This window comes from uncultured Psychrobacter sp., from assembly GCF_947495825.1.
Classification (GTDB): Bacteria; Pseudomonadota; Gammaproteobacteria; order Pseudomonadales; family Moraxellaceae; genus Psychrobacter.
In genome coordinates, this window is the sequence record NZ_CANMAH010000002.1 from 335,251 (window position 1) to 359,566 (window position 24,316).

The window sequence follows — 24,316 nt, forward strand, 5'->3', positions numbered from 1 at the left end:
CCCCTTTAACTGAATAACCATGGAATACTTATATCTACAATTATTCGATACATAAACTTATTAACCGATAATATCTTATATTGTAACGATATATGTCGAGTTAAAGTAGTGTTATCGCGTTTAGGGTTAGTAACGTTTAAGCGCTAGACGATAATTTTTGCTAAGCTGTTATTCACTTTAGTGTTATGCTGTCATATATAGAACGACAGAGATAAGTTATACAATAAACAGATTACCGTAATACTCATCATTTATCTGACTGCTTATTTATATTCAAAGATACTCTAAAGCCTATATAATCAACGTTACCGCTGATTCCTTGTCTTTTTTTGACCGGTTCTGCATTATTATTCCAAACTTCGTTTCAAATTTTTTGATTGTTAATGAGTCATTTATGAGTACCCCGTTTAAAGATGTTGCCGCTGAACATGCGGCGTTTAATACCAAAGCCCGCCAGCGTATTCAACAAACTGAATTTATGACGTCGGCGCCTACTTTTCGTCTCTGCCCACCTGATATCGGGCTAGAAGTGGCTTTTGCAGGACGTTCAAACGCAGGTAAATCCTCTGCTATCAATGCTTTAACCAATCAGCGCCAGCTTGCCCGCTCGTCTAAGACTCCGGGACGTACGCAAATGATTAATTTTTTTAGCATTGGAGATACCAACAGACGCTTAGTCGATTTGCCAGGTTATGGTTATGCAGCTGTCCCGCTTGAGATGAAAAAAGAATGGCAGGTCGAACTAGAAGAGTATCTGGTATCGCGCTCAAGCCTTGCAGGTTTAGTGCTTATGACTGATATTCGCCACCCTCTTAAATTCTTTGATGAGCAGATGCTACATTGGGCCAAAGATGGCGAGTTGCCTGTCCATATCCTATTAACTAAAGCGGACAAACTCAAATATGGTGCGTCAAAAAACGCTCTACTTAATACTCGCCAAGCTCTCAAAAAATTGGGCTTGAACTGTACCATTCAGCTGTTTTCTGCATTAAGAAAAGAGGGTCTTGATGAGCTGGCAGGTGTAATGGGAAATTGGTACGACTATAAACTTGATAATGACAAGCTCGTCGAATCGGATCTTCAGACATTTGATACTACCCAACAAGACGCTGAGCAAAAAGATGCTGAGTCACAAGATAAGCAGCAAGACAACGAATAACCATCATCTGTAACAAACTAAAAGGGTTTATCATTATCTTGATAAACCCTTTTTTTGCTTATTATGTCTTTTATTTTAACCACATAGCAGCTCAGTTAAAGCTTGGGGCGTATCAACTTGATAAGTAGGCTGCTGAGCGGCAAGCTCTTCATTGGTTGCTGTACCATAATCTACAGCGATGCTAGTCATGCCAAGCTTATTTGCCATTTGAATATCATATACACTGTCACCGATAAACACAGCTTTAGATATACTATGCTGCGTATGCTCTAAGATATCTGTCAGCATCTGCGGGTTGGGCTTGGAGCCTGACTCATCAGCACAACGAGTTATTTCAAAGTAGTGCTGGCTAGCAGAGGCGGTAAGCACCCTATCAAGACCCCGTCTTTTTTTACCTGTCGCTACAGCCAATTTGCGGCCTTGCTGCTGCAACGTTTGCAACATGCCTTCTATAGGAGTAAAAAACGGTGTGCGGTGACTGTTAGGAATGTAGTAGTCAGCATAGCTTTGTTGAATAGCCAGCTTTTGTAGCTCATTTGCTTGCGGGTATAAAATCTCGATACCATTCATCAGACTTAGACCGATGATATCCCTAACCGCTTGGTCTGTGGTACAAAAACCATGCGCCTCTCCAGCGACATGCATGGATTCAACGATTAAACCGATAGAATCCATTAAAGTACCATCCCAATCAAAGATAACTAGGCTCTTATCTGCCAAGCAATGATTAGATTGTTTGCTCATAAATTTACCTTAGCGTACGCCAATAAACCAAAAATTCAACAACAATACATTAATATAGAGGCATTAAGCTTATTCTGGCAATGCGGTTTGCTCCGGCAACCAGTCTGCCATATCGTCTGGTAACGGGGCAGTAATGGTTTTATAGCCTGGAATATCTAGTCGCCATGCGTGTAAGCACAAGCGATGGACACCTGACTTGTCATGTACATTGTATTTGTCATCACCTAAGATAGCATGACCGATATGAGCCAGATGCACACGTATTTGATGCGTACGTCCTGTCAATGGCTTGGCTTCAATCAAGCTGACTGGCTGATCTGCCAGCAGAAAACGGCTATGTACGATAATATCCGTTTGGCTCTCTTTAGATTGAGGGTCCTGATTTTGTGAAGCACTGCCATCCACTTTGACACGGCGCTCACCGTTAGCAAGCGTGTAGCGTAGCAATGGGGCATCAATACGTTGCTCATTAAGAGCAGGCTGTCCTTTTGCCAGACAAAGATAATGCTTTTGAATGGTTTTGTCGACCAGATGCTGCTGCAACACTTTGAGTGTTGAGCGCTTCTTAGAAATCATAAGCAGACCTGATGTGTCTTTATCAATGCGATGTATAAGCTCTAGGTATTTTTTACCAGTCACCTCACGCATGGCTTCGATGACACCAAAGTCAAGACCACTACCGCCATGTACTGCGATACCAGATGGCTTATTGAGCACCAGCAGCCCATCATCTTCATATACGACGCGCGCTAATAGACTATTGGCGAACTCAGTACTAATGATTGGTTTTTCACGGGTTGCCAGCTGTATAGGTGCGATACGTACGACATCTTCGCGCTCTACTCTATCATGCGCTTTACAGCGCTTATTGTTCACTCGAACCTCATCTGACCGTATCATTTTATAGATATGGGATTTTGGTAGCCCTTTTAAGCGGTTTAATAAAAAATTATCTAAGCGCTGATCGTGCTGATGGCGTGTGACTTCAAGGTAGTTAACCTTTCCAAAGTTACTAATCTCATCATCAGCGCTTTGTGGGCGTGTCCTGCTGTTAAATATCGCTGGAGCTTCATGGGTAGGTGCGTCGTCAGTCATTTTAGAGTTTGTCATTTTTAGTTAGGTATTTACACAAAGATTTGCTATAGTTTACCATGTTGAGCGCCAATTAAGCAGAGACTAGGACAATAATCGTTATTGTCTTAAACAACTTGTTGTTATCATCATTACTTGCTAATGATGAGTCAATCTTGCGATTTTTGTACGCATCATCTACTTTCAGGACAAGATGCCTAGTAATATAGGCATCGCGTTCAATAAAAGGTATTTATACCAAATTGATCGCTTTGGTAATGATGGCAAACGTGCCAAATTATCAAGCGGTAATAGTACACAACTACTCATTAACACACGACCACGACTTGATTTTTTTGATCATTGGGTTGGTGCAACTGAGCAAGTGATGTTAATCCGATGTTAAGAGTTTAGCGCTGCCTAAATATTGGCGGTCAAACAGATAAACTGATTGTCATACAAACAATATATATCCACCGAGCTGATGAGCCGGTTACCTACTCTGTTTGCCAAGTACGCCCCGCTGAATAACAGTGCAATGGCACTCATAACTTAAGATTCTAAAACAGTTAGATGTTATAAAATAATAGATAGATAAAACAATTGAATTAATTTGAGCTGATATGAAGACGTTCGCTGGCGTTAACAGTTTAGAAAATAAACAAAACAGCGAATAAATTGTGACTTTGTGGTAAGTGCTTATATACCTTTACAACGTAAACTAAGCACATTTTATATGCTAATAATCCTTGTAAAACTTACCAAGGTAACGTGTTGGACACTAGCCTTGAAACCAGTACAAGATGATTGGCATTAGATCCTGTTACAGCCCTACACTCTGTATCAAAATTACTTAGAACAATTATTTTAGTAGCTTTGCAGTCGTTAATTTAAAACATAGTCGTTGATTTTGTATCAGTTACCGGCCACTATGGACTAAGCTACGATGACCACTTAATTCGATACTGGTATTTATCTGATTTTGTCCGAGCAGTACACTTGCTCTACATTTACTGGTTTTAGTATTGGCATGACTTGTCATTGCAACTTTACTTTGATTATATTTATATTGTTTGCTGTCCAGTTGGCAGCCTGAATAATCTGTTAGTGCTTTTTATTATTAAAGCGTTTGATATTAGAGTTTTTATTCAGAACCACTCAATATAGTAGCCCTTCTCGTCGTTGTCCTGTGCACTCATAGGATAATAGTATGAAACGCATTTTGATTAACGCCACCCAAAACGAAGAAATTCGTGTCGCCTTGTGTAAAGGCAATCATCTCTACGATTTTGATTTAGAAAACCGTACCCGCGAACAAAAAAAATCTAACATTTATAAGGGTCATGTTACCCGTGTAGAGCCATCGCTTGAAGCAGTATTTGTCGAATATGGTTCACAGCGTCAAGGGTTTTTGCCTATTCGTGAAATCTCTACTGAATATCTAAGTGGCAACCCACGTGACGAAAGCATCAAAAAACTTATCAAAGAAGGCGATGAGCTGATTGTTCAAGTTGAAAAAGAAGAGCGCGGCAACAAAGGCGCAGCCCTTTCAACTTATGTATCGCTAGCTGGCCGCTATTTGGTGCTGATGCCAAACAACCCTCGTGGGGGCGGTATTTCGCGCCAGATCTCGGGCAAACTGCGCGAAGATATGAAGCGTATGCTTGGCAATCTTGACTTGCCTAAAGGTATGAGCGTCATCATTCGTACTGCAGGTATTGGCAAAACTCAAGAAGATCTGCAACACGACCTAAATCATCTGCTTAATATTTGGCAAGCCATTCAAGAGCAAAACAAAAAGTACCCATCACCGCGTCTGGTCCATCAAGAAGCAGGTGTTGTGACACGGGCGGTACGTGATTATCTGCGTGACGACATCGCTGAGATTTGGATCGATAACGAAAACGCTTACATTGAAGCGGCAGGATTTATCGATGCAGTCATGCCAACGCAAGCGGACAAACTACGCAAATATACTGACTACGAGCCGATGTTTGCACGCTTTAATATCGAAAAACAGATCGAGACGGCTTATCAGCGTGAAGTACGCCTGCCATCTGGTGGCTCTATCGTCATTGACCAAACTGAAGCGTTGGTGTCCATTGACATCAACTCGGCTAAGTCTACTAAAGGTTCAGACGTCGCCGAAACTGCCTACCATACCAACTTAGAAGCAGCTGATGAAATCGCCCGTCAATTACGTCTGCGCGACATGGGCGGCTTGATTGTCATTGATTTCATTGACATGAATGATAATAAGCATCAAAAAGAAGTCGAAAAACGTCTGGTTGATGCGACCAAATATGATCGCGCTCGTGTCCAGTTCGGTGAGATATCTAAGTTTGGTTTGATGGAGATGAGCCGTCAACGTCTGCGCCCATCGTTAGAAGAGTCTACCGGTTACATCTGCCCGCGCTGTCATGGCAACGGTATGATTCGTGATTTGCGCTCATTATCACTATCTATCATGCGCCAAATCGAACAAATCGCTCTAAAAGAGCGTCAAGGTGAAGTACAAGCAGAAGTACCAACTGATATTGCCGCATTTATCTTAAATGAAAAACGTGACAGCTTGGTTTATCTTGAACAAGATAGCGGCACACGTATTACTATTTTGCCACACGCTCACTTAGAGTCACCCAATTTTAAATTGCACTTTAATCGTGATGGTTTTGCACCGACAAGCTATGAGCGTATCACCGATACGCAGCAACAAGAACATAGCGACCTTGGTTATGACGTTGACTGGCAAACATCAGAAAAAGAACGTCCTGAGCAGCAGCCTACCCGTCAGCCGCGTAAATCAGCTGATAATCAAAGTAACACAGACAATCGTGCGAGCACTCAAAGTAACGGACGCGCGTCATCAAATAATGAGCCAAAAAATACAGACCACAATCAAAACAACCATAGGCATACTGACAAGACGTCAGAGAGTACGCAAGTCTCCTCAGCGCGCGCTACCACAGACAATATTGCACAGAGCAAGCAGCAGGTCTCTACTGCGCAGCCAAAAGCCGTTGCTTGGCTGTCTAATCTGTTTGCGCAGGCTCCGCAAGCACAAACTGCAAATAGCGTTAGTAGTCGTGATGCCGCCGAAGCTATTGAAGCGCTAGTCAATACTGGTGCTCAAAGCTTGGGTTCGTTCGGGCAGGTTGATCATACAGCACTAGATAATAGCCAGCGCTCATCTATTCAACATGACGATCAGCAAAACGCACGTACGCAAGACGATAGCAATGCTCAAGGTGGTCATCAATCGTCAAAACAAAGCTCTCATAGCGATGACGACGATAAAAAAGGGAGTCACAGCGACGATAGAAGAAAGCGTAAGTCACGCAAATCAAAATCTTCTAAATCACGTCAAAGAAAAGATCAGCGCGATGACAACGGTAGCGTAAATAATGGTACAGATAGTACCAGTAACAATAAACAGTCTGATACGCAGGATGCAGGTGAACGCGATAACAAGCGCGCCAATGATCGTAACGGCAATCGTCAAGACAGTCGTCAAGATAATCGCCAGAACAATCAAAATGATAAAGAGCGTACAGAGGACAATACTTCGAGCGAGCAATCACGTACAAAACGTAAGCCTCATAGCCAGCGCAACTCACGTGGTAAGCTTGAGCGCGGTGAAACCTTAACAGCTGACGATAATACCAAGCAGCATAATCAGCAATCTGCTGCTAGTACAGCAAAAGGTAAATCACAGGCGCATGCTCAGCGCGACCAAGACCCCAATGAAGTAATACTACAGGTCAATGAAGCGCCGTCCAAGATTAAGGCTTCAGAAGTAGTGCATCTTTCTTTGGACGATAGTAAATCTGCTCAATCAACATCTAAAGCTAAAGATACGCAAGAAGCTGGGCATCAGACGGTCGATGACAAAAACACGACGGCCAAACAGCGTCATAAAGACAAGTCTGAGACGACAAAGTCTAAGTCAGAAGATCGCTCATCATCCGCTGCGAGTAGTACTAAACCTACTGAAAGCTTAGTTGAGAGCAAGGCTCCAAGCACTGAGTCAAAAGGCAATTCATCTGATAGCACATCCGCAGTTGAAAATACCAAAAAAGCCTCTAACGCGCAGGAAACCTCTCAGCCATCGGCTCAAAAAGTAGATTTGGAGCCAAAAGCAGCTAAAACTAGCAGCGTACAATCTGCTGCTGTTGCCCAGCCAGCTGAAAATGATGAGTCGAAAAATGGTAATAAAGCCGATGTAAGCAGCAGTACGAATGAGGATGCAAAAGGCAATGCCGCCCTCATGTTTACTCACGAGGCCTTATTTGCCGCTCGTTATGTGACTGCTAATAAGTTTGGTCAAGCAAGCAACGACCCTCGTGTCGTCCGTCGTCAGCAGTCAATGCCAGTCGCTGAGACCAACGCGCAAGCCAGTCCTGCACCTGCTACCATTCGCGGTACAGTTGGTGAGTTTATTCATGCAACGTTAGCAGATGCCCAGAGCCGCTTGGCAGATAAAGGGGTTATCAGCTGCTTTATTCAGGCGATTGAAGCGCATACGCAGCATACTAAAGCTGCTGACACTACTGGCATTGACGCTAGTTCTGCAGACGATAGCCAAGATAAGGCTTTTGACTTTAGCAATTATGGTTACCAGCCTTTAGATGCTGATTACTTGACTCGGTTTGATGCCATGACTCAAGCAGTTAGCCAATTTGCTACTGGACAAGGTAAGACAGAGGTGGCACCGCAGGCTATTAGTAAACGTGCTAGCAACGATCCGCGTGGGCAACATCCCGACTACCGTGCTGAAGAACAGGCGACATTAAATGTTCCTGATGCGCAGTTAGATGAGCCAAAGCAAGATGTCCAATCTGACCAGGTGGCAAGCTCTCAAACTACTGAGCCTGATCATGAGTCTAGCACTGATGATCATCAAGTTGATGCTCATGAAACCGCAGCCACAGCATTGGCCAGTGAAGTACAAGCTGACGATATCACTGTTGAGAGCGAACAGCTATTAAAAGCAGATCAGGCGTTACTTGATGATAGCAAAGCTACTGAGCATACCGATGCTACAAAAGAGGACAGCCAAGCAGCTAAATCAAAGACGACTATTGCCAGTTATAAGAACATGATTGAGAGTGTCGCTGAGCAGCTGCTGCCGCAGACTGGTATGTTTAATTTGACCACGCCAAAGGTGCCAAAAGCGCGTAGTCGTAAACCAAAGTCTGAACATATAAAGCCTACGCAAGCTGAAAAGTCTGAAAACGACCACTCAAATAGCGACAGTTAATGGTTAGCCTTGATATAATTTGTATGATTGGTATAACACAAATTTTATAGTCGACTTATACTTAACAATCTAAAAAGCCCCAAAGTTATCAGTAACTTTGGGGCTTTTCAATATTTGTATAGTGCTAAGCTAGCGTCGATGTTAGGAAACTCTAATGAGCAGAAGCTCCGTTACCACGTAACTTATTAACCATCGTAAAGATAGCAACAACCACTGCCCCAATGATAAAGCCTATCAAACCATTTAATAGTGCTGTCGTCACGCTTTCAAAAATACCAGTTAAGTGCGCCAGATCCTCTACTCCATGATGTAAAAAACTGATACCGTGCACTAAGATACCACCGCCTACTAAGAACATTGCCAACGTACCAGCGATAGATAGAAACTTCATCAGTTTTGGTGCGGCGGCAAACATCACCTTACCAAGTTTTTGTTTAAAGCTACTTTCTTGTTCCATTAAATGCAAGCCTGCGTCATCTATTTTGACAATACCAGCAACCAAACCGTAAATACCAACGGTGATAGCAATCGCTAAAATAGACAGTACCAGACTACGCTCTAACAATGTGGCACTCGCCGTTGACCCCAAAGCGATGACGATAATCTCTGCTGATAAAATAAAATCTGTACGTATCGCGCCTTTGATTTTCTCTTTTTCAAACGCCACCAAATCCACTGTTTCATCGGCATTGGCAAGGCGACGCGCACTTTGTTCTTCGTCATGCGGCAAAGCATGTGGCCAAAATCTATGGATAACTTTTTCAGCACCTTCATAAACCAAAAATAAACCACCGCACATTAATAAAAAAGTAACCAATGGCGGATAAACGGCACTGATAAGCAGCGCAGCTGGCACCAAGATAAGTTTATTAACAAATGAGCCTTTTGCTACCGCCCAAACGACGGGTAACTCGCGATTGGCTTTGACGCCGGTAACTTGCTCAGCATTTAGCGCAAGATCATCACCCAATACGCCAGCGGTCTTTTTGGCCGCAACCTTAGTCATTACTGAAACATCATCTAATATCACACTGATATCATCAAGTAGGGTTAATAAACTGGCACCTGCCATGCTCTCTCCTTAGCGTAAAACCGCTCAAATAGTGAATAAGTATTAAAATTGATCATGTTGATTTATCTTATTTACTGTAGCCTACTGAGCTACTGCAACATATGAAATAGTAGGAATGTAGCTTATTTTACTTTTTTGTTCACCCATCACCAAATTATTAGTTAAGTAAGTTTTGGTTTTGACTGTCATTTATAAAAATATGTTAGTATATGGCACTTTATCACTATTTATGTTATGACTCACTTCTTACTTTATAATCAAGATGATTCGTCATCATAATAAGGGTGCTGTAGCTTAGAATTTATTCGTTTGACTGCTGATAAATAAAGAGACTTATATTGCCTGTCTTTACGCTAAGTTTTTTATCAAAATCATGATCAAGCGCGCCCGCCTATAGGAAATGTCGTATGTTCTTATCCTCTATATCTACTGGTCTAAAGCCTGCTAACATCTCTACTCGTCGTAAGCTCTCAGGCGCCATTATCAGTGCGCTACTAGTTACTGTTGCGACAGGCTGTTCAAACAATACTCCTGATACTACCAGCGAGACCAGTGTGGTAAGTAGCACAAAGGCAAGTAGTACCACTAATGCCCCCAAACCTGCTGCCGATAGTGATCAATCGGTCGTTTCAGCATTACAGTCAAACCTAGAAGCGTCTGGTATTAACGAAAATATCGTCTCAGCAGTGCCAACAGAGATGGACGGTATTTACTGGGTAACTGCTGAAGGGTTGCCGGCATTTTTTACTGATAAGTCAGGCAAGCACATCATTCAAGGCCAGATTATCTCTGTTGGACAAGGCGATCCTGTCGATATCAGTGGCGCATTAGTTGCTCGCACCGCGCAAGAGGCTCTCAAAGCTGTAGACAAAAAAGACATGATCATTTATCCAGCCAAAGGCGAAACCAAGTCAGTGGTGTACTCTTTTACCGATGCTGATTGTCCTTACTGCACCAAATTGCATGCAGAAATGGATGAGATCAATGCGCTAGGAATTGAGGTTCGTTATTTGGCCTGGCCTCGTAGCGAAGGAAGTATCCCTAAAATGGAAGCCATCTGGTGTAGTGAAGATCGCGTTGCCGCTATGGATCAGGCAAAATCAGGCGCCAATGTCATGGCTCCTAGCTGCGAGAGTCCAGTAAAAGAGCAAATAGCACTGGGCGCCCGTCTTGGGGTTCGCGGAACGCCTGCCATATTTACCGAATCTGGTCAGCAGATCGGTGGTTATCTACCAGCCAAACAATTGGCACAAACAGCGATTGATGCCAGCTAACTGTCTGCCATAATATCATCGGCTTTGGCGATAGTCAGTTTGGGTAGACGTCACAATTGCTTGTCGGTATGATACGGTGAGACATTATATAAAGGTGGCTTTCTTAGCAATAGCTAACATCTCAATAGCGACATCTACTTTTTATACAATCTACAATCATTTAATTTTCTGAGGATACTGTGAGTAAATCCATCAAACTAGCGATACTTGGCCTAGGTACCGTCGGTACTGGCGTGGTCAACCTAATCAATGACAACTTATCCGAGCTTAAACGTCGTAGTGGACGCGACATTATTATTACCGAAGTCGGTACACGCCGTCAGCGTGATGATATCGATCCTAGTATCGTCCAAAATGATGATTTGATGGCAATTGCTGCCAGTGATAACGTCGATATCGTCATTGAAGTCATTGGTGGTACAACTCTCGCCAAAGACATTATTATGCACGCCATCAAGAATGGCAAACACGTCGTTACCGCTAATAAGGCGTTACTTGCTGAACATGGCAATGAGATATTTGCGTTGGCTGAAGCGCATCATGTGCATGTGGCTTATGAAGCTGCAGTGGCAGGTGGTATTCCTATTATTAAGGTGATGCGCGAAGCACTTGCCGCCAATAAAATAGATTGGCTGGCCGGCATTATTAATGGTACTGGCAACTTCATCATGACTGAGATGCGTGATAAAGGCCGTCCATTTAAAGACGTTTTGACAGAAGCTCAAGAGCTTGGCTATGCTGAGGCAGACCCGACATTTGATGTTGAAGGTATTGATGCCGCTCACAAGCTTGCCCTACTTGCCTCTATCGCCTTTGGCATTCCATTACAGTTTGACAAAGTATATTGCGAAGGTATCACTGGTATTACGCTACAAGACGTCAACTATGCTGAAGAGCTGGGCTATCGTATCAAGCACTTGGGCTTTGCCGTTCGCCGTAACAGTGAAGATGAGCAGCAAGACAGCGCTGGCATTGAGCTACGTGTACATCCAACGTTGATCCCGCAAGATGCTTTACTTGCAAATGTGAATGGGGTGAAAAACGCTGTACTGGTTAACTCACATCCTCTTGGACAAACGCTGTATTGCGGTGATGGTGCAGGTGCAGGTGCAACCGCCTCTGCAGTGATGGCAGATGTCATGGACCTTGTACGCGTACTGGGCAACCATGACGATAGCGAGCACAGTCATCATGTACCTCACTTGGCGTTTATGCCAGAAGAACTCTCTGATACGCCCGTGTTGCGTGCAGAGCAGATGATTACAGGCTACTATTTGCGTGTGCATGCTTATGACAATCCAGGCGTACTAGCAGATATCACTCGCATCTTAAGTGATGCTGGTATCAATATTGATGCCATTTTACAAAAACCTGCTCACAAACTTGGACAAGTACCTGTCATTATTTTGACATTACCGGTCGTCGAAAGTCAGATGAATCTAGCGATTGAAAAAATTGAAAAATTAACTGCAGTTACGGATAAAGTCGTCCGTATTCGACTAGACGAATTGGCCCAATGACATAAAGCAGTAATGACCAGCGAGTTATTTTGATACACCTTGATTTTTATCTTGACAATGCACATTATAGTAATGATTCTTTATTAACAATTAGTGAAGCACAGTGTTCATCTAAAGCGCTGAGTTTTAATTTAAAATAGGTAAATAAGGCAGAACAACGATGTCGAACGATGCAATTGTAATTATTAACGGTGCGCGTACGCCAATGGGCAGCTTTCAAGGCGCTTTAAAAGATGTCAGTGCTACAGAATTAGGTGCGACAGCTATCAAAGCAGCTGTTGAACGTTCGGGCGTAAGCAATGACAATATTGATGAAGTCATCATGGGTTGTATCTTGACCGCTGGATTGGGTCAAGGTCCTGCTCGTCAGGCAATGCGTAAGGCAGGTCTGCCTGATGAGACTGGCGCGGTGACTATCAATAAGCTTTGTGGTTCAGGCCTAAAAGCAGTCATGCAGGCGCATGATGGTATCAAAGCAGGTAGCTTTAATGTCGCTGTCGCTGGTGGTATGGAGTCGATGACAAATGCCCCATATCTTATGCCAGGGTCACGTGGCGGCTATCGCATGGGTCATAAAGAAGTCAAAGACCATATGTTCTTAGATGGTTTAGAAGATGCAGAAACTGGTCGCTTGATGGGTCAGTTCGCGCAAGAGATGGCCGATGAAAAAGGCTATACGCGTGAGCAAATGGACGAGTTTGCAATCGAATCGCTCAACCGTGCGTTGACTGCGATTAAAGATGGTCATTTTAAAAATGAGATTGAGCCTGTTACTTTTAAAACTCGCAAAGGCGAACAAACAGTCGAAAATGATGAAGAGCCAGGTCTTGCTAACGCAGAGCGTATCCCTAACCTACGTCCTGCATTTGCCAAAGAAGGTACTATCACTGCAGCCAATGCCAGCTCAATCTCAGATGGTGCAGCAGCTGTCGTTATGATGAAAGAGTCACAAGCGCAGTCTGAAGGCTTAGACTATCAAGCTCGTATTATCGCGACTGCCTCTAACTCACGTCATCCAAGTGAATTTACCATTGCTCCGATTGGTGCTATCGAAAAAGTATTGGCTAACGCAGATTGGTCAGTTGAAGAAGTCGACCTTTGGGAGATCAATGAAGCCTTTGCGATGGTAACGATGGCGACGATGGATGCGTTAGATATTGATCACGCAAAAGTTAATATCGAAGGTGGTGCTTGTGCTTTAGGTCATCCTGTAGGTTGCTCAGGCGCTCGTATCCTGATCACGCTTATCAACTCATTACAGCGTACTGGCGGCAAAAAAGGTATTGCAACCTTATGTATTGGCGGTGGTGAAGCAGTAGCAGTGGCTATTGAATTGCCTTAATTAAAAGACGCTGTCAAAAGCTTTTGTCATGACGCTATTAGATGTGTCGTCACAATGCATTTAGTGCATTTAGTCAGATGACTGTTTAATACTGATAATCTTGATATTAATAATTCCATAACCGTACTATTAATTAATAGTACGGTTTTTTTGTGTGTAAGACATACAAAAATATGGCTAATATTTATCAGTGTAAAAATGCGTTAACTTATACCCAATCGATGTTATGACACTTACAGCCTATTACACGCAATTACGTCAGTTGCACATTTTGCTACCTTGCTTATATATCTCAAGTAAAATCGCGATGTTACGATAATTACAAGTTGATGCAGTCATTGCTTATAACTGCAAATCTTATAACTGCAACTAATGAAGTAGAGGAAAGGTCAGTATATTCTGACTTATTCAACGACATATTTATCATTGGCGTTATTTTTTGACGCTACTATTTATTTACAATTAATCATTTACTCATATAAAAGGAAGACAATAATGAGCCAACTAATTCGCTTACAAGATATTCAAGCAACTCACCGTGATCTTATTGGTGATGACTATTATGATCCAACAGGCAAGACTGCCTATGGTGTCAATGAAGAGAAAATCGGTAAAATCGATGGCGCACTAGTAGAAGATACTACTGGTCGTATTCGCTATCTAATAGTCGATGCAGGCGGCTGGTTTAGCTCAAAAGAAGTCTTAGTACCAGCAGGTCTAGCTCGTATTGTCGGTGATGACGTGTTCTTTGATAGTTTGACCAAGTCACAAGTCGAAGCCATGGAAGAGTATGACCATGACTATCAGTACAGCTATAAAGAGCAGTATGAAAAAGACCGTCAAGCATTTGTCGCTGATTCTGTACCAGAGACTGAGCGCCGTGATATAGCTGACGCTGATTATAATGCGCCAAATACACTAGAGCTACTAGAAGAGCGTTTGACAGTAAACAAAGATCGCATCGTGGCAGGATTAGTAAAAGTTGGTAAGCATGTTGTGACTGAAGAGCGTAACGTTGAAGTAGATCTTGAAGAAGAACATGCAAATATCCAACGTACCAATGTAGATCGTCCGACAGATCGTCGTATCGGTGATGTCACAGGTAACGAGTCTATCGAAGTTGAACTAGAAGCTGAACGTGCTCGTGTTAATAAAGAGACTTACGTGTCAGAAGAAGTAAACGTCGGTAAAACCACTGAACGCCACACTGAAACTATCGCAGAGACTATTCAGCGTGAAGAGTTAGATATTGATCGTGATGGTAATGTTGTTGACCGTGAAGGTAATATCGTAGACCGCGATGGTATTACTGCTGAAGATGTACGCAACGCACGTGGTATGTAATATTCTGATCTATCGTTTATCCTAATATGATAATTACGATTAGGTAGCGTGAATATATAACTGAGTAGTAAGACTCGGTGGATTAAGGTCAGAGTGTGTCTCTGGCCTTTTTTTATGCCTTTTCTATGAATTATAGGCTTTACCTGCCGTAATCTAATCATACTAGTAAAATACTTACCAATAATAAGGAACGTAATGATGAATACTAATCACAACAACAAAACCCATGATAAATATGATGCAAGTGAAAACCTGGGCCAACGATCAGATACTATAACCTCAGCGACGACAGCAAAGCTAGAAGATCACGCTAGTGAGAATAAGCTAGCAGCTCCTGATACTGTAAGTGATGGTACTTTTACCAATCGCCTAGAACTGTTAGAAGAGCGTCCAGTCGTCAATAAGGAACGCTTAGACGTTGGTAAAGTGACGGTAACCAAGCATACTCGTACCAAGTCTATTGAAGTACCTATTGAGCTGGTAGAAGAGTATGTCACAATTCGTACTGAGTATCACGATGCCGAAAGCCAAGATTTATTATCAGGCAGCTATGATGAAAAAGACATCTTGCGCCATGTTGAGCCATCATTAGACAGTAAGGCGGTAGTCACTATCAATGGTAAGCAGATAGAAGTTGGCGACGCTCCTGTCGAGATTGTTTTATCACGTCAAGTAGCGACTGTGACAAAAGAGACTTATGCTATTCAAGAAATCGAAGTCAATAAGACCACGCACACGCATACAGATAGTATCCAAGTTGAGCTACAGCATGAAGAGCTAGACGTAACAGAGGAAGGATTTTTGGAGCACGAAACCTCCCGTATTCGCAAAGAGTAATCCTGCCTGTATTAGATTTTTCTATTAAAATTGGAGGCAGGAATTAAAGACAGAAATCGTGACACAAAAAAAGCAACGTGAGCGTTGCTTTTTTTGTGCAAAATTAAAATGGGCGATAATTAACGCTTAGGTCTTATTACATTCGTAAGTACTTATATCAGCTTCGTCTTCACCTGCTGTACGCATGACACCTGTTTCACGCTCTCCGTGTGCTACGCGCCACTGGGTAAAGCCTTGGCCGCCATCCATCGCTGTGTCGACTTCAAAGACTTCAGGATTGCTACCTTCATTGGTTTGTGCCAATGTAACTGTACCCATATCCGTACCGATGACCACTTGATTGGCGTCATCTTTATAAGTTGCCTCAACTTCTAGAGCAGGCGTACATAAGTAAGTTATCTGATTCAAATCCGTATTCACATCGGCAACAGTATCATCTTCTACTTCATTTAGCGAAGCATCATCAGTGGCAACGATGGTATCATTAGGATCTGCTGGCTCAGCTGACATTGGCACTGATTCTTCAGCATTGATACTATCTTCTAGGCTCGGCTCTGGCTCTTGCTGCTGCTGACAAGCACTAATACTGATAGCACCAGCGAGTAAGCCTGTCATAAATACGGTCGTACGTAATTGTTTTAATTGTCCTAGATTCATCGTTGTCTCCTAGATTGATATGGTAAATACTATAGCGTGTCTACCTATATTCGCCTATGTTGAATTTGTAAACAGTAATGAAAAACTATGAAGCACTTAGCTCAATAATTATGACAGCCTATATTCAATCTAAATTAGATAGCCAATGATTTTGTACAAAAATACCCACCACTGCTAACAGTGATGGGTATTTAACCTAGCCGATTCATTATACGGTAACTAACAGGGTTAGATTTTACCGTGACATTGCTTATACTTTAGACTAGAACCACAAGGACAAGGCGCGTTACGACTAATATTCATACCGGCATATGGGTTTGGCTCAGCGTCACTTGCGTTATCAGGACTATTGACTCCCGCACTTGCGCCTGCTGCTACGCCCCCAGCAAGATTTACGCGCATCTGACCATTGGCCCGCTCACCTTGGTTTTGGGGGCGCGGCGTTGGCTGCGGTTCACCTGATAAGTTATTGACATCGTTATGCTCAAACTGCATTTTCATACGCTCGGCATCTGCACGTTGCTGCGCTTCTAATGCCTCAAGCTCTTCTTTGGTTGGGATATGGACACGCGATAGATCTTGGACCGTCTCTGATTTAATAGCGCCTAACATCATTTGAAACAGCTCAAACGATTCACGCTTATATTCTTGCTCAGGGTTCTTTTGGGCATAGCCGCGTAAGTGAATGCCTTTACGTAGCTGATCCATCTGCGTTAAATGCTCTTTCCAATGCTTGTCGAGGCTTTGAAGCATAAAGTGACGCTCAAGCTGGGCAGCGCTTTGCTCGCCCATTTGTTCACGGCGACTATGATAATGCGCTAGGGCCGTTTCGATGATTTTTGCTCGCAGGCCCTCTTCATCAAGACGACGATCTTCATCAAGCCAATCATTGATTGGCATATAAATTTTGAACTCTTCTTCAAGCTCATCCTCTAATCCGTCGATATTCCACTGATCATCGACAGAACCTGGCGGAATAAATTGATTAATCATGGCATTATAGACTTCATGATGCATCACTTCGATGGCTTCCATAAAATCCATATCAGCAAGCAAATCATCACGCTGAGCATAGATAACTTTACGTTGCTCATTGGCCACGTCGTCATATTTTAGCAAGTTTTTACGAGCATCAAAATCGCGGCTTTCAACCTTGCCTTGCGCGTTTTCGATCGACTTTGACACCATCTTATGTTCGATAGCTTCGTCTTCTTTGAGACCCATAGCACGCATCATATTGACCACGCGATCACCGGCAAAGATACGCATAAGATCGTCTTCAAGCGATAAGAAAAAGCGCGACATACCAGGGTCACCTTGACGACCAGCACGGCCACGTAACTGGTTATCGATACGGCGAGACTCATGGCGCTCAGAGCCGATAATATGCAAACCACCTGCTGCGACCACTTGATCATGCTTGACTTGCCACTGGGCTTTTAGACGCTCCATCTCCTCAGCACTGACCGAGTCAATATCTTCGATAAATGACTGCCAGTTACCACCCAAGATGATATCGGTACCGCGGCCTGCCATGTTGGTTGCAATAGTAACGGACTTTGGACTGCCCGCCTGCGCGATGATATCAGCCTCGCGCTCATGCTGCTTGGCATTTAGGACATTATGCTTAACGCCTTCTTGATCGAGCAAATAAGACAACTCTTCACTGGCCTCAATCGTCGCCGTACCTACCAAGACTGGCGCGCCTTTATTTTGTATCTCTTTAATCTCGCGAATAATACCTTTGTATTTACCCAGTTTGGTCAAAAATATCTGATCATCCATATCGACCCGTGCAATGGGCTTATGGGTTGGGATGACAATCACTTCCAAATCGTACGTCGACTTAAATTCTGCCGCTTCGGTATCGGCAGTACCAGTCATACCTGATAGCTTGTCGTATAAACGGAAAAAGTTCTGGAAAGTTGTGGTTGCAAGCGTCTGGTTTTCGGCTTGAATCTCGACGTTTTCTTTGGCTTCGACCGCTTGATGCAGACCTTCTGACCAGCGGCGACCTGGCATCGTACGACCCGTATTTTCATCAACGATGACCACTTCACCTTCATCGACGATATAGTGCACGTTTTTGACAAAGATGTGATGGGCACGAATAGCAGCTTGTACGTGAGCTAACAGTGGCAGACGGCTTGGGCTATATAGGCTCTCGTTTTCACCAAGCTCCCCTACTTCAACTAAGAAGCTCTCAATCTTTTCGTAGCCTTTTTCGCTGATTTCGATTTGACGGTTTTTTTCATCAATCCAAAAGTCTTCATCTTCATTATTCTTATTGGCTTCTTCATCTTTTGAGCGCACAAGCACCGGAATAATCGTATTAATCAGTGCATACATCCGTGATGAATCTTCGGCTTGACCTGAGATAATCAATGGCGTACGCGCCTCATCGATTAAGATAGAGTCAATCTCATCAATGATACAAAAGTTCAGCGGGCGCTGCTTTTTCTCACTGAGACTAAAGACCATATTGTCACGCAAATAATCAAAACCATATTCGTTGTTGGTACCGTAAGTGATGTCCGCTTGATAAGCATCGACTTTTTCTTGTGCTGGCTGCTGTGAGTAAATCACCCCAACCGTCAATCCCAAAAAGTTAAATAGAGGACGGTTCAAGTCTGCATCACGAGCGGCCAAGTAATCGTTGACCGTGACCACGTGGACACCTTTACTACTAATGGCATTTAGATAAATCGCCAAGGTCGCCATCAAGGTCTTACCCTCACCGGTCTTCATCTCAGCAATTTTGCCTTCGTGCAAGGTGATACCACCGATCAGCTGCACATCATAGTGACGCATGCCTGTGATGCGTAGAGACGCTTCACGGCAGACGGCAAAAGCTTCAGGCAATAGCGCATCTAGGCTCTCACCTTTTTGAAAACGTGCTTTGAACTCTTCTGTTTTTTGTTGTAATTGTTCATCAGACAGAGCTTGCACGCTAGCCTCTTGGGCATTAATCTTGGTGACCACCTTACGCATACGTTTTAGTTCGCGGTCATTTTTGGTGCCAACCACACTGCCTACAATCTTTGATAACATAATTTTTTAACCTATGGAAATATTCGATAATTAGCGTAAATATAGTCAGCACAACACAAAATCGATAAGTGACGATAAGTAAATAGTCACTTATGAGAGATATAAATCGTCGTTGTGCATTGCTAGCAAGCGTGTCTTCGTACCAAAAACCCATGTCTTAACAGCACTATGCCGCTTGTAAAGTGCATCGACTATAGTAGCCAAAGCTTTACCCGCCGTCCTATCATCATCCGACTCAGTACTATCTGATGAAGCATCGCCAATAAAATGTGCCGTCATTATATATGGTTATGGCGCTGATGAATACAAGGGCAACTGGCGGATATTTGCTAGCGCGGAAACGTGGCAGCTCATGTTAAAATGGTACTTATTTGGCTATCGCCAAGCGCTGTTATCTACCTACCATACACCCAACTCTATGCGTTTTATCAGCAATATTTAAGCCAAGCAATATAAGAGATTATGAATGTCTGCTAAACCACTTGATGCAAACCATGCCAATACCGAAACCCTAACCATAGGCGATGCTGTCTATGATTTGGCCCATCATACGCCGATGATGGTGCAGTATCTGACCATGAAAGCGCGCTACCCAAATGCCTTGTTGCTCTATCGAATGGGCGATTTTTATGAGCTGTTTTTTGATGATGCCAAGCGTGCCGCGCAGATATTGGACATTACTTTAACGCGCCGCGGCACTGATAAAGCTGGCAATACTATCGCGATGGCAGGCGTACCATTTCATGCTGCAGATAGCTACATGGCACGGCTCATTGCCGCTGGGCAAACAGTGGTAGTCTGTGAGCAAATCGATGAGGCTGCCGATAGCAACTCTTATCCAAGCATCGGTGAAAAAAGCAAAAAAGATAATACGCTACACAATAAAGGTAGCACTAAAGCCGCTAAGGCTAAGCCGCCCACCATCATGCGCCGCGAAGTGGTCAAGACGCTGACTGCTGGGACGATAACCGATGATGCACTTATCGCGCCCAATCAGACGCCTACTGTCGTCGCCATCGACATCGCCACACCGAATCCAAAGGCAAAAGACCTCAAACTGCCTATCCAAGCTGCAATCAGTCAACTGGACTTAACAGCAGGAACGCTCACCACTCAAACCTTAAGTGTGGATAGTAGTGCAAGCACTGCAACTGGAGATAATAGCGATATAACAACGCTCCAAGCGCAGATGCTCACTGTCTTGGCACGCTTTGCCCCTAGTGAGTGTATCATCAGTGAAGCCACCAGTGAAGACTGGCTACTGTGGTTACGTAGTCATCTCGACTGCCCTATCATCGAAGTGGCGTCCAATGACTTCCACCGTGAGCATGCGATCGCAACGCTATGTCAGCAGTTTGAAGTACAGCGCTTAGATGGTTTGGGTATTAGTGATGCACCCCTCAGTCAATCTAGCTGTGCGGCGCTGATTCATTACGCACGTCAAACGCAGCAGCGCCAAGTGCCGCAGGTCAACCAGCTTATCGTAGAACACAGTGACGACTATCTGATTATAGATGCCAATAGCCAACAAAACCTTGAGCTATTTAGCCCTGTCAGTGTTAATGGAACGTCTCTGATATCGGTACTTAATCATTGCAAAACGCCCATGGGACGACGGTTATTGGTACAACAAATGAAGCGTCCACTACGCTTACATACCCGTATCAACCAGCGCTTGGATGCGATAGCCAGCCTAATAGAAGCAGACAATGCAAAAAATCATTTATCCAATGAAAATGCGACCTTAACCACACACTTACGCGACACACTCAATGCCATTGGTGATATCGAGCGTATTAGCAGTCGTATCGGCCTTATGAGCGCAAAACCACGCGACCTACGTAAGCTTGCCGATGGGATTGCCAGTAGCAATCAGCTAACGACGCTACTGACCGAAGCAGGCATCCATCCTGAGCACACAGGATTACTACCGATGCTGATGCAGCAACTGCCTGCTCAGCTGCCAGCCGCACAAGCGGTCGCCGATCTTATCGAGCGCGCTATTGTCGTAGAGCCACCTGCTCATATCCGTGATGGCGGTATGCTTGCAGCGGGCTATGATGAAGACCTTGATCGCTTAACCCACTTGCATGACAATATCCAAACGACCCTTGATGAGATGGCAGAGCGCACGCGGCAAGAGTGTCAGCTGCCAAGTCTAAAGGTTGGCTTTAATAAAGTCAGTGGCTTTTATTTTGAGCTGCCCAAGATGCAGGCGCAAAATGCGCCCAGTCACTTTATCCGTCGCCAAACCCTCAAAAACGCTGAACGCTTTATCACTGACGAATTAAAAGCAGTCGAAACCGAATATCTAAGCGCGCAGACCTTGGCACTGGCGCGAGAAAAACAGCTGTATCAGCAACTGCTGACTACGCTTAGCGAGCATTTAACCGAGCTACAACAGTTGAGCGCTGCCATCGCTCAGATAGACGTACTGAGTAACTGGGCGCAGCTGGCTGTGACTCATAACTGGCAACGGCCAGTCATGCATAATGGCGCATCAAATAACGATATACATAATAGTAATGCAAAAAAAGACGCTGGCTTACAACGTAGCCAACGAGACCAACAGAGTCAGCAAAACCAGCTTAACTTTGACAACGATACTCAAAATCGGTCTCAAAGCCAACGGTCAGATCAGACACAAAACCAAACCAGCATCGATATCCGACAAGGTCGTCACGTCGTCGTCGAAGCGGCATTAAATCCAGCCAATACGCACCATCGAAACGCTCCAACTGAGCATCTTAGCCATTTCGTTGCCAATGACTGCGCGCTTGGCAGCGATCAGCATCCCGAACGCTTATTAATCATTACTGGCCCTAATATGGGCGGTAAATCAACCTATATGCGCCAGACCGCCCTTATCGTGCTACTCGCTCATTGCGGCAGCTTTGTACCGGCTGAACACGCCCTTATCGGAGATATCGACCGTATCTTTACCCGTATTGGCTCAGCCGATGATTTGGCTGGTGGCAAGTCAACCTTTATGGTGGAGATGATTGAGACGGCCAATATTTTAAACTTGGCGACGGATAAATCGCTGGTGCTTATGGACGAAGTCGGACGCGGTACGGCAACCACTGATGGCCTTGCTATCGCGCACGCCTGTGTCAACAGGCTACTTGAGATTGGTTGCTTGACCTTGTTTGCCACTCATTATTTTGAGCTGACTGCCCTAGCAAATAATAAGCAGGCAAATAACGAGCAGGCAAATAACGAGCAGGCAAATAATAAGCAGGCAGACAACGAACTATCAAACGATGAGCTGACAAATAAAAACGACAAGATTCGCAATGTGCATGTCGCGGCAAGCGACGTTGATGGGCAGCTATTACTGCTACATCAAATCCGTGAGGGCGCGGCAAGCTCCAGCTTTGGGTTGCATGTTGCCAAGATGGCAGGCATACCGACGCAAGTGCTAAGTGACGCCAAGCGTTATCTTATCGACAACTTAAAGTCTGAGCAGACCAAAAGCACTGATGACAAAAATGAATTAGCTAAGTCGGCAAATGATAAAGCCCAGCCATTCGATCAAAGTGATACAACTGAGGCGACTGTAAAAACCAATGCACAGGCGAGTTATCTATCAGGTAATAAACAACAAAAACAACTGCTTAGCTTATATGACGAGCTGATAAATACTGATCCTGACAGTCTAACGCCCAAGCAAGCCCATGACTTATTGTATGATCTTAGACAACGCATCAGTCGCTAAAGGGGTTTGTTAAAATCGTTTAAAAGCGCTAAAATATGCATTATTTTCATTATTCTATTCAGGCATTAGCCGAACCAATAATAGGTAGACCTCAATATGACCTTCGTCGTTGCAGATAATTGTATTCTTTGTAAACATACTGACTGTGTGGAAGTCTGCCCTGTGGACTGCTTTTATGAAGGGCCAAACTTCTTAGTCATTGATCCTGATGAGTGCATCGACTGCGCACTATGCGAGCCTGAATGCCCAGCCAATGCGATCTTTTCAGAAGATGAAGTGCCTAAAGGGCAAGAGATATTCATTGAGCTGAACGAGGAGCTGGCGCAAAAATGGCCAAACATCACGGAGATGAAGCCACCTATGCCAGACGCTGAAAAGTGGGACGGCGTCGAAGGTAAGATTCAGTATTTAGAGAAGTAGTGATCTGTTCATGATTAAATGATGGATATAATATTGCTGCACATACATCTTTGTGAATAAGACTATGACTATTGTCATGGTCTTTTTTTTGTTTATTACACTCAACAAATTAATACTGTCAATATATCGTAGCGCGCCTCTTACATACGGCTACCCCCTGCACTATGGCGAGCCATGCCCTTCCCCGCTTAACTCTTTTGTTTTAGCTATTTTATATTAGTGTTGAATATCATACTGATAACTTTAGACTTTTGTTCTTTTTTACTATAAATTATAGGCTACTCTTTAAAGTAGCGTCTTGAACCATTTGTTAGGAAAGCAACACTTTTTTTGGAAACTACTCTTTTCGGAAAACACCATGGCAGCTTATATCACAGTGGGTGCAAAAACTACACATGGCGGTGAAGTCATTACTGGTTCACCATATACTACGCACAATGGCGTCCAAGTCTCTCGTAAGGGCGATAAAGTCCTCTGCAAAAAATGTAACAAGGTTACTACCATTCTCACCGGCGACCCATCGTTCATCGTGGATGGCGCCCCGATTGCCCGCACAGGTGACATTACCAGCTGCGGCGCAAAGCTTATTGCGATTCAGCAGTCGTTTTGTGAGTCGGACTTTGAAGTAGGCGGTGTTGAGCAGCCCGCACCGCTAGTGTTCCCCAAGTCTGATCCAGAGGCTTTTTTTGCGAGTTTAGCTCCTAAATCTGATGAAGAATCTCATTTTGCTATTCAAGATGTATATTTAAATAATAATTTATTTATACCTTTTGTAGTGGCATAATGAAATAGGACAGTAGATAAGAGGTTATACTATCACCAAGACTGGAGAGAAGATATGACCACC

The 24,316-nt window shown here is 43.8% G+C and carries 16 protein-coding genes; 10 read left to right on the forward strand and 6 right to left on the reverse strand.

Annotation, left to right across the window (positions count from 1 at the left end; all coding sequences use genetic code 11):
* The first annotated feature begins 394 nt into the window (after positions 1–394).
* Positions 395–1,159, forward strand: coding sequence for a ribosome biogenesis GTP-binding protein YihA/YsxC (gene yihA, locus Q0895_RS04190; protein WP_299185736.1), 765 nt, complete (start codon positions 395–397; stop codon positions 1,157–1,159).
* 75 nt (positions 1,160–1,234) lie between these two features.
* Here yihA and Q0895_RS04195 read toward each other — a convergent pair whose 3' ends face one another.
* Positions 1,235–1,903, reverse strand: coding sequence for an HAD-IIIA family hydrolase (locus Q0895_RS04195; protein ID WP_058368036.1), 669 nt, complete (start codon positions 1,901–1,903; stop codon positions 1,235–1,237).
* Between the two features lie 69 nt (positions 1,904–1,972).
* Positions 1,973–2,998 (reverse strand): RluA family pseudouridine synthase, encoded by a 1,026-nt coding sequence (locus Q0895_RS04200; protein ID WP_299185737.1) that lies wholly within the window; start codon positions 2,996–2,998, stop codon positions 1,973–1,975.
* Between the two features lie 1,186 nt (positions 2,999–4,184).
* On the opposite strand from Q0895_RS04200, the gene Q0895_RS04205 reads away from it, so the two are divergent.
* Positions 4,185–8,234 (forward strand): Rne/Rng family ribonuclease, encoded by a 4,050-nt coding sequence (locus Q0895_RS04205; protein WP_299185739.1) that lies wholly within the window; start codon positions 4,185–4,187, stop codon positions 8,232–8,234.
* Between the two features lie 151 nt (positions 8,235–8,385).
* Here the strand turns inward: Q0895_RS04205 and Q0895_RS04210 are convergent, their stop codons facing one another.
* Positions 8,386–9,306, reverse strand: coding sequence for a DUF808 domain-containing protein (locus Q0895_RS04210; protein WP_299185740.1), 921 nt, complete (start codon positions 9,304–9,306; stop codon positions 8,386–8,388).
* 407 nt (positions 9,307–9,713) lie between these two features.
* On the opposite strand from Q0895_RS04210, the gene Q0895_RS04215 reads away from it, so the two are divergent.
* The 5 genes from Q0895_RS04215 to Q0895_RS04235 all read left to right on the forward strand — a co-directional run bounded on the left by Q0895_RS04215 (position 9,714) and on the right by Q0895_RS04235 (position 15,623).
* Positions 9,714–10,580, forward strand: a complete 867-nt coding sequence (locus tag Q0895_RS04215; RefSeq protein ID WP_299185741.1) for a DsbC family protein — start codon at positions 9,714–9,716, stop codon at positions 10,578–10,580.
* Between the two features lie 179 nt (positions 10,581–10,759).
* On the forward strand, positions 10,760–12,100 hold the full coding sequence (locus tag Q0895_RS04220; protein WP_299185743.1) for a homoserine dehydrogenase: 1,341 nt from the start codon (positions 10,760–10,762) through the stop codon (positions 12,098–12,100).
* Between the two features lie 160 nt (positions 12,101–12,260).
* Positions 12,261–13,442, forward strand: coding sequence for a thiolase family protein (locus Q0895_RS04225; RefSeq protein WP_299185744.1), 1,182 nt, complete (start codon positions 12,261–12,263; stop codon positions 13,440–13,442).
* Between the two features lie 495 nt (positions 13,443–13,937).
* Positions 13,938–14,786 carry a PRC and DUF2382 domain-containing protein gene (locus Q0895_RS04230; protein WP_299185746.1) on the forward strand — a complete coding sequence of 283 codons (849 nt, stop codon included), beginning with the start codon at positions 13,938–13,940 and terminating at the stop codon, positions 14,784–14,786.
* Positions 14,787–14,981: 195 nt separating this feature from the next.
* The gene (locus Q0895_RS04235) at positions 14,982–15,623 is read left to right on the forward strand and encodes a DUF2382 domain-containing protein (protein WP_299185749.1); all 642 of its coding nucleotides are present in this window, start codon (positions 14,982–14,984) and stop codon (positions 15,621–15,623) included.
* Positions 15,624–15,749: 126 nt separating this feature from the next.
* On the opposite strand, the gene Q0895_RS04240 is transcribed toward Q0895_RS04235, so the two are convergent.
* From Q0895_RS04240 to Q0895_RS04250, 3 genes are all read right to left on the reverse strand, one after another.
* Entirely contained in the window at positions 15,750–16,280 is a 531-nt protein-coding gene (locus Q0895_RS04240; protein WP_299185750.1) for a hypothetical protein, read from the reverse strand.
* Positions 16,281–16,508: 228 nt separating this feature from the next.
* Positions 16,509–19,331, reverse strand: coding sequence for a preprotein translocase subunit SecA (gene secA, locus Q0895_RS04245; protein ID WP_299185751.1), 2,823 nt, complete (start codon positions 19,329–19,331; stop codon positions 16,509–16,511).
* 90 nt (positions 19,332–19,421) lie between these two features.
* A complete protein-coding gene (locus Q0895_RS04250) occupies positions 19,422–19,610 on the reverse strand; it encodes a hypothetical protein (RefSeq protein ID WP_299185753.1) in 189 nt (62 codons plus the stop codon).
* Positions 19,611–19,797: 187 nt separating this feature from the next.
* Between Q0895_RS04250 and mutS the strand changes: the two genes are divergently transcribed.
* The 3 genes from mutS to Q0895_RS04265 all read left to right on the forward strand — a co-directional run bounded on the left by mutS (position 19,798) and on the right by Q0895_RS04265 (position 24,253).
* Complete coding sequence (gene mutS, locus Q0895_RS04255) at positions 19,798–23,049, forward strand: DNA mismatch repair protein MutS (protein ID WP_299185754.1); 3,252 nt, start codon at positions 19,798–19,800, stop codon at positions 23,047–23,049.
* A gap of 96 nt (positions 23,050–23,145) precedes the next feature.
* Complete coding sequence (gene fdxA, locus Q0895_RS04260; RefSeq protein ID WP_299185756.1) at positions 23,146–23,469, forward strand: ferredoxin FdxA; 324 nt, start codon at positions 23,146–23,148, stop codon at positions 23,467–23,469.
* Between the two features lie 358 nt (positions 23,470–23,827).
* Positions 23,828–24,253: a PAAR domain-containing protein gene (locus tag Q0895_RS04265; RefSeq protein WP_299185757.1), complete on the forward strand. Its 426-nt coding sequence runs from the start codon at positions 23,828–23,830 to the stop codon at positions 24,251–24,253.
* The last annotated feature ends 63 nt before the right edge of the window (positions 24,254–24,316 follow it).

Bases quoted from the DNA above. Each gene is read 5' to 3' on its own strand.
- Q0895_RS04210 (WP_299185740.1), bottom strand. From the start codon at position 9,306: ATGGCAGGTGCCAGTTTATTAACCCTACTTGATGATATCAGTGTGATA.
- Q0895_RS04225 (WP_299185744.1), top strand. From the start codon at position 12,261: ATGTCGAACGATGCAATTGTAATTATTAACGGTGCGCGTACGCCAATG.
- Q0895_RS04250 (WP_299185753.1), bottom strand. From the start codon at position 19,610: ATGACGGCACATTTTATTGGCGATGCTTCATCAGATAGTACTGAGTCG.
- fdxA (WP_299185756.1), top strand. From the start codon at position 23,146: ATGACCTTCGTCGTTGCAGATAATTGTATTCTTTGTAAACATACTGAC.
- Q0895_RS04240 (WP_299185750.1), bottom strand. From the start codon at position 16,280: ATGAATCTAGGACAATTAAAACAATTACGTACGACCGTATTTATGACA.
- secA (WP_299185751.1), bottom strand. From the start codon at position 19,331: ATGTTATCAAAGATTGTAGGCAGTGTGGTTGGCACCAAAAATGACCGC.
- yihA (WP_299185736.1), top strand. From the start codon at position 395: ATGAGTACCCCGTTTAAAGATGTTGCCGCTGAACATGCGGCGTTTAAT.
- Q0895_RS04200 (WP_299185737.1), bottom strand. From the start codon at position 2,998: ATGACTGACGACGCACCTACCCATGAAGCTCCAGCGATATTTAACAGC.
- Q0895_RS04205 (WP_299185739.1), top strand. From the start codon at position 4,185: ATGAAACGCATTTTGATTAACGCCACCCAAAACGAAGAAATTCGTGTC.
- mutS (WP_299185754.1), top strand. From the start codon at position 19,798: ATGTCTGCTAAACCACTTGATGCAAACCATGCCAATACCGAAACCCTA.
- Q0895_RS04265 (WP_299185757.1), top strand. From the start codon at position 23,828: ATGGCAGCTTATATCACAGTGGGTGCAAAAACTACACATGGCGGTGAA.
- Q0895_RS04215 (WP_299185741.1), top strand. From the start codon at position 9,714: ATGTTCTTATCCTCTATATCTACTGGTCTAAAGCCTGCTAACATCTCT.
- Q0895_RS04195 (WP_058368036.1), bottom strand. From the start codon at position 1,903: ATGAGCAAACAATCTAATCATTGCTTGGCAGATAAGAGCCTAGTTATC.
- Q0895_RS04230 (WP_299185746.1), top strand. From the start codon at position 13,938: ATGAGCCAACTAATTCGCTTACAAGATATTCAAGCAACTCACCGTGAT.
- Q0895_RS04235 (WP_299185749.1), top strand. From the start codon at position 14,982: ATGATGAATACTAATCACAACAACAAAACCCATGATAAATATGATGCA.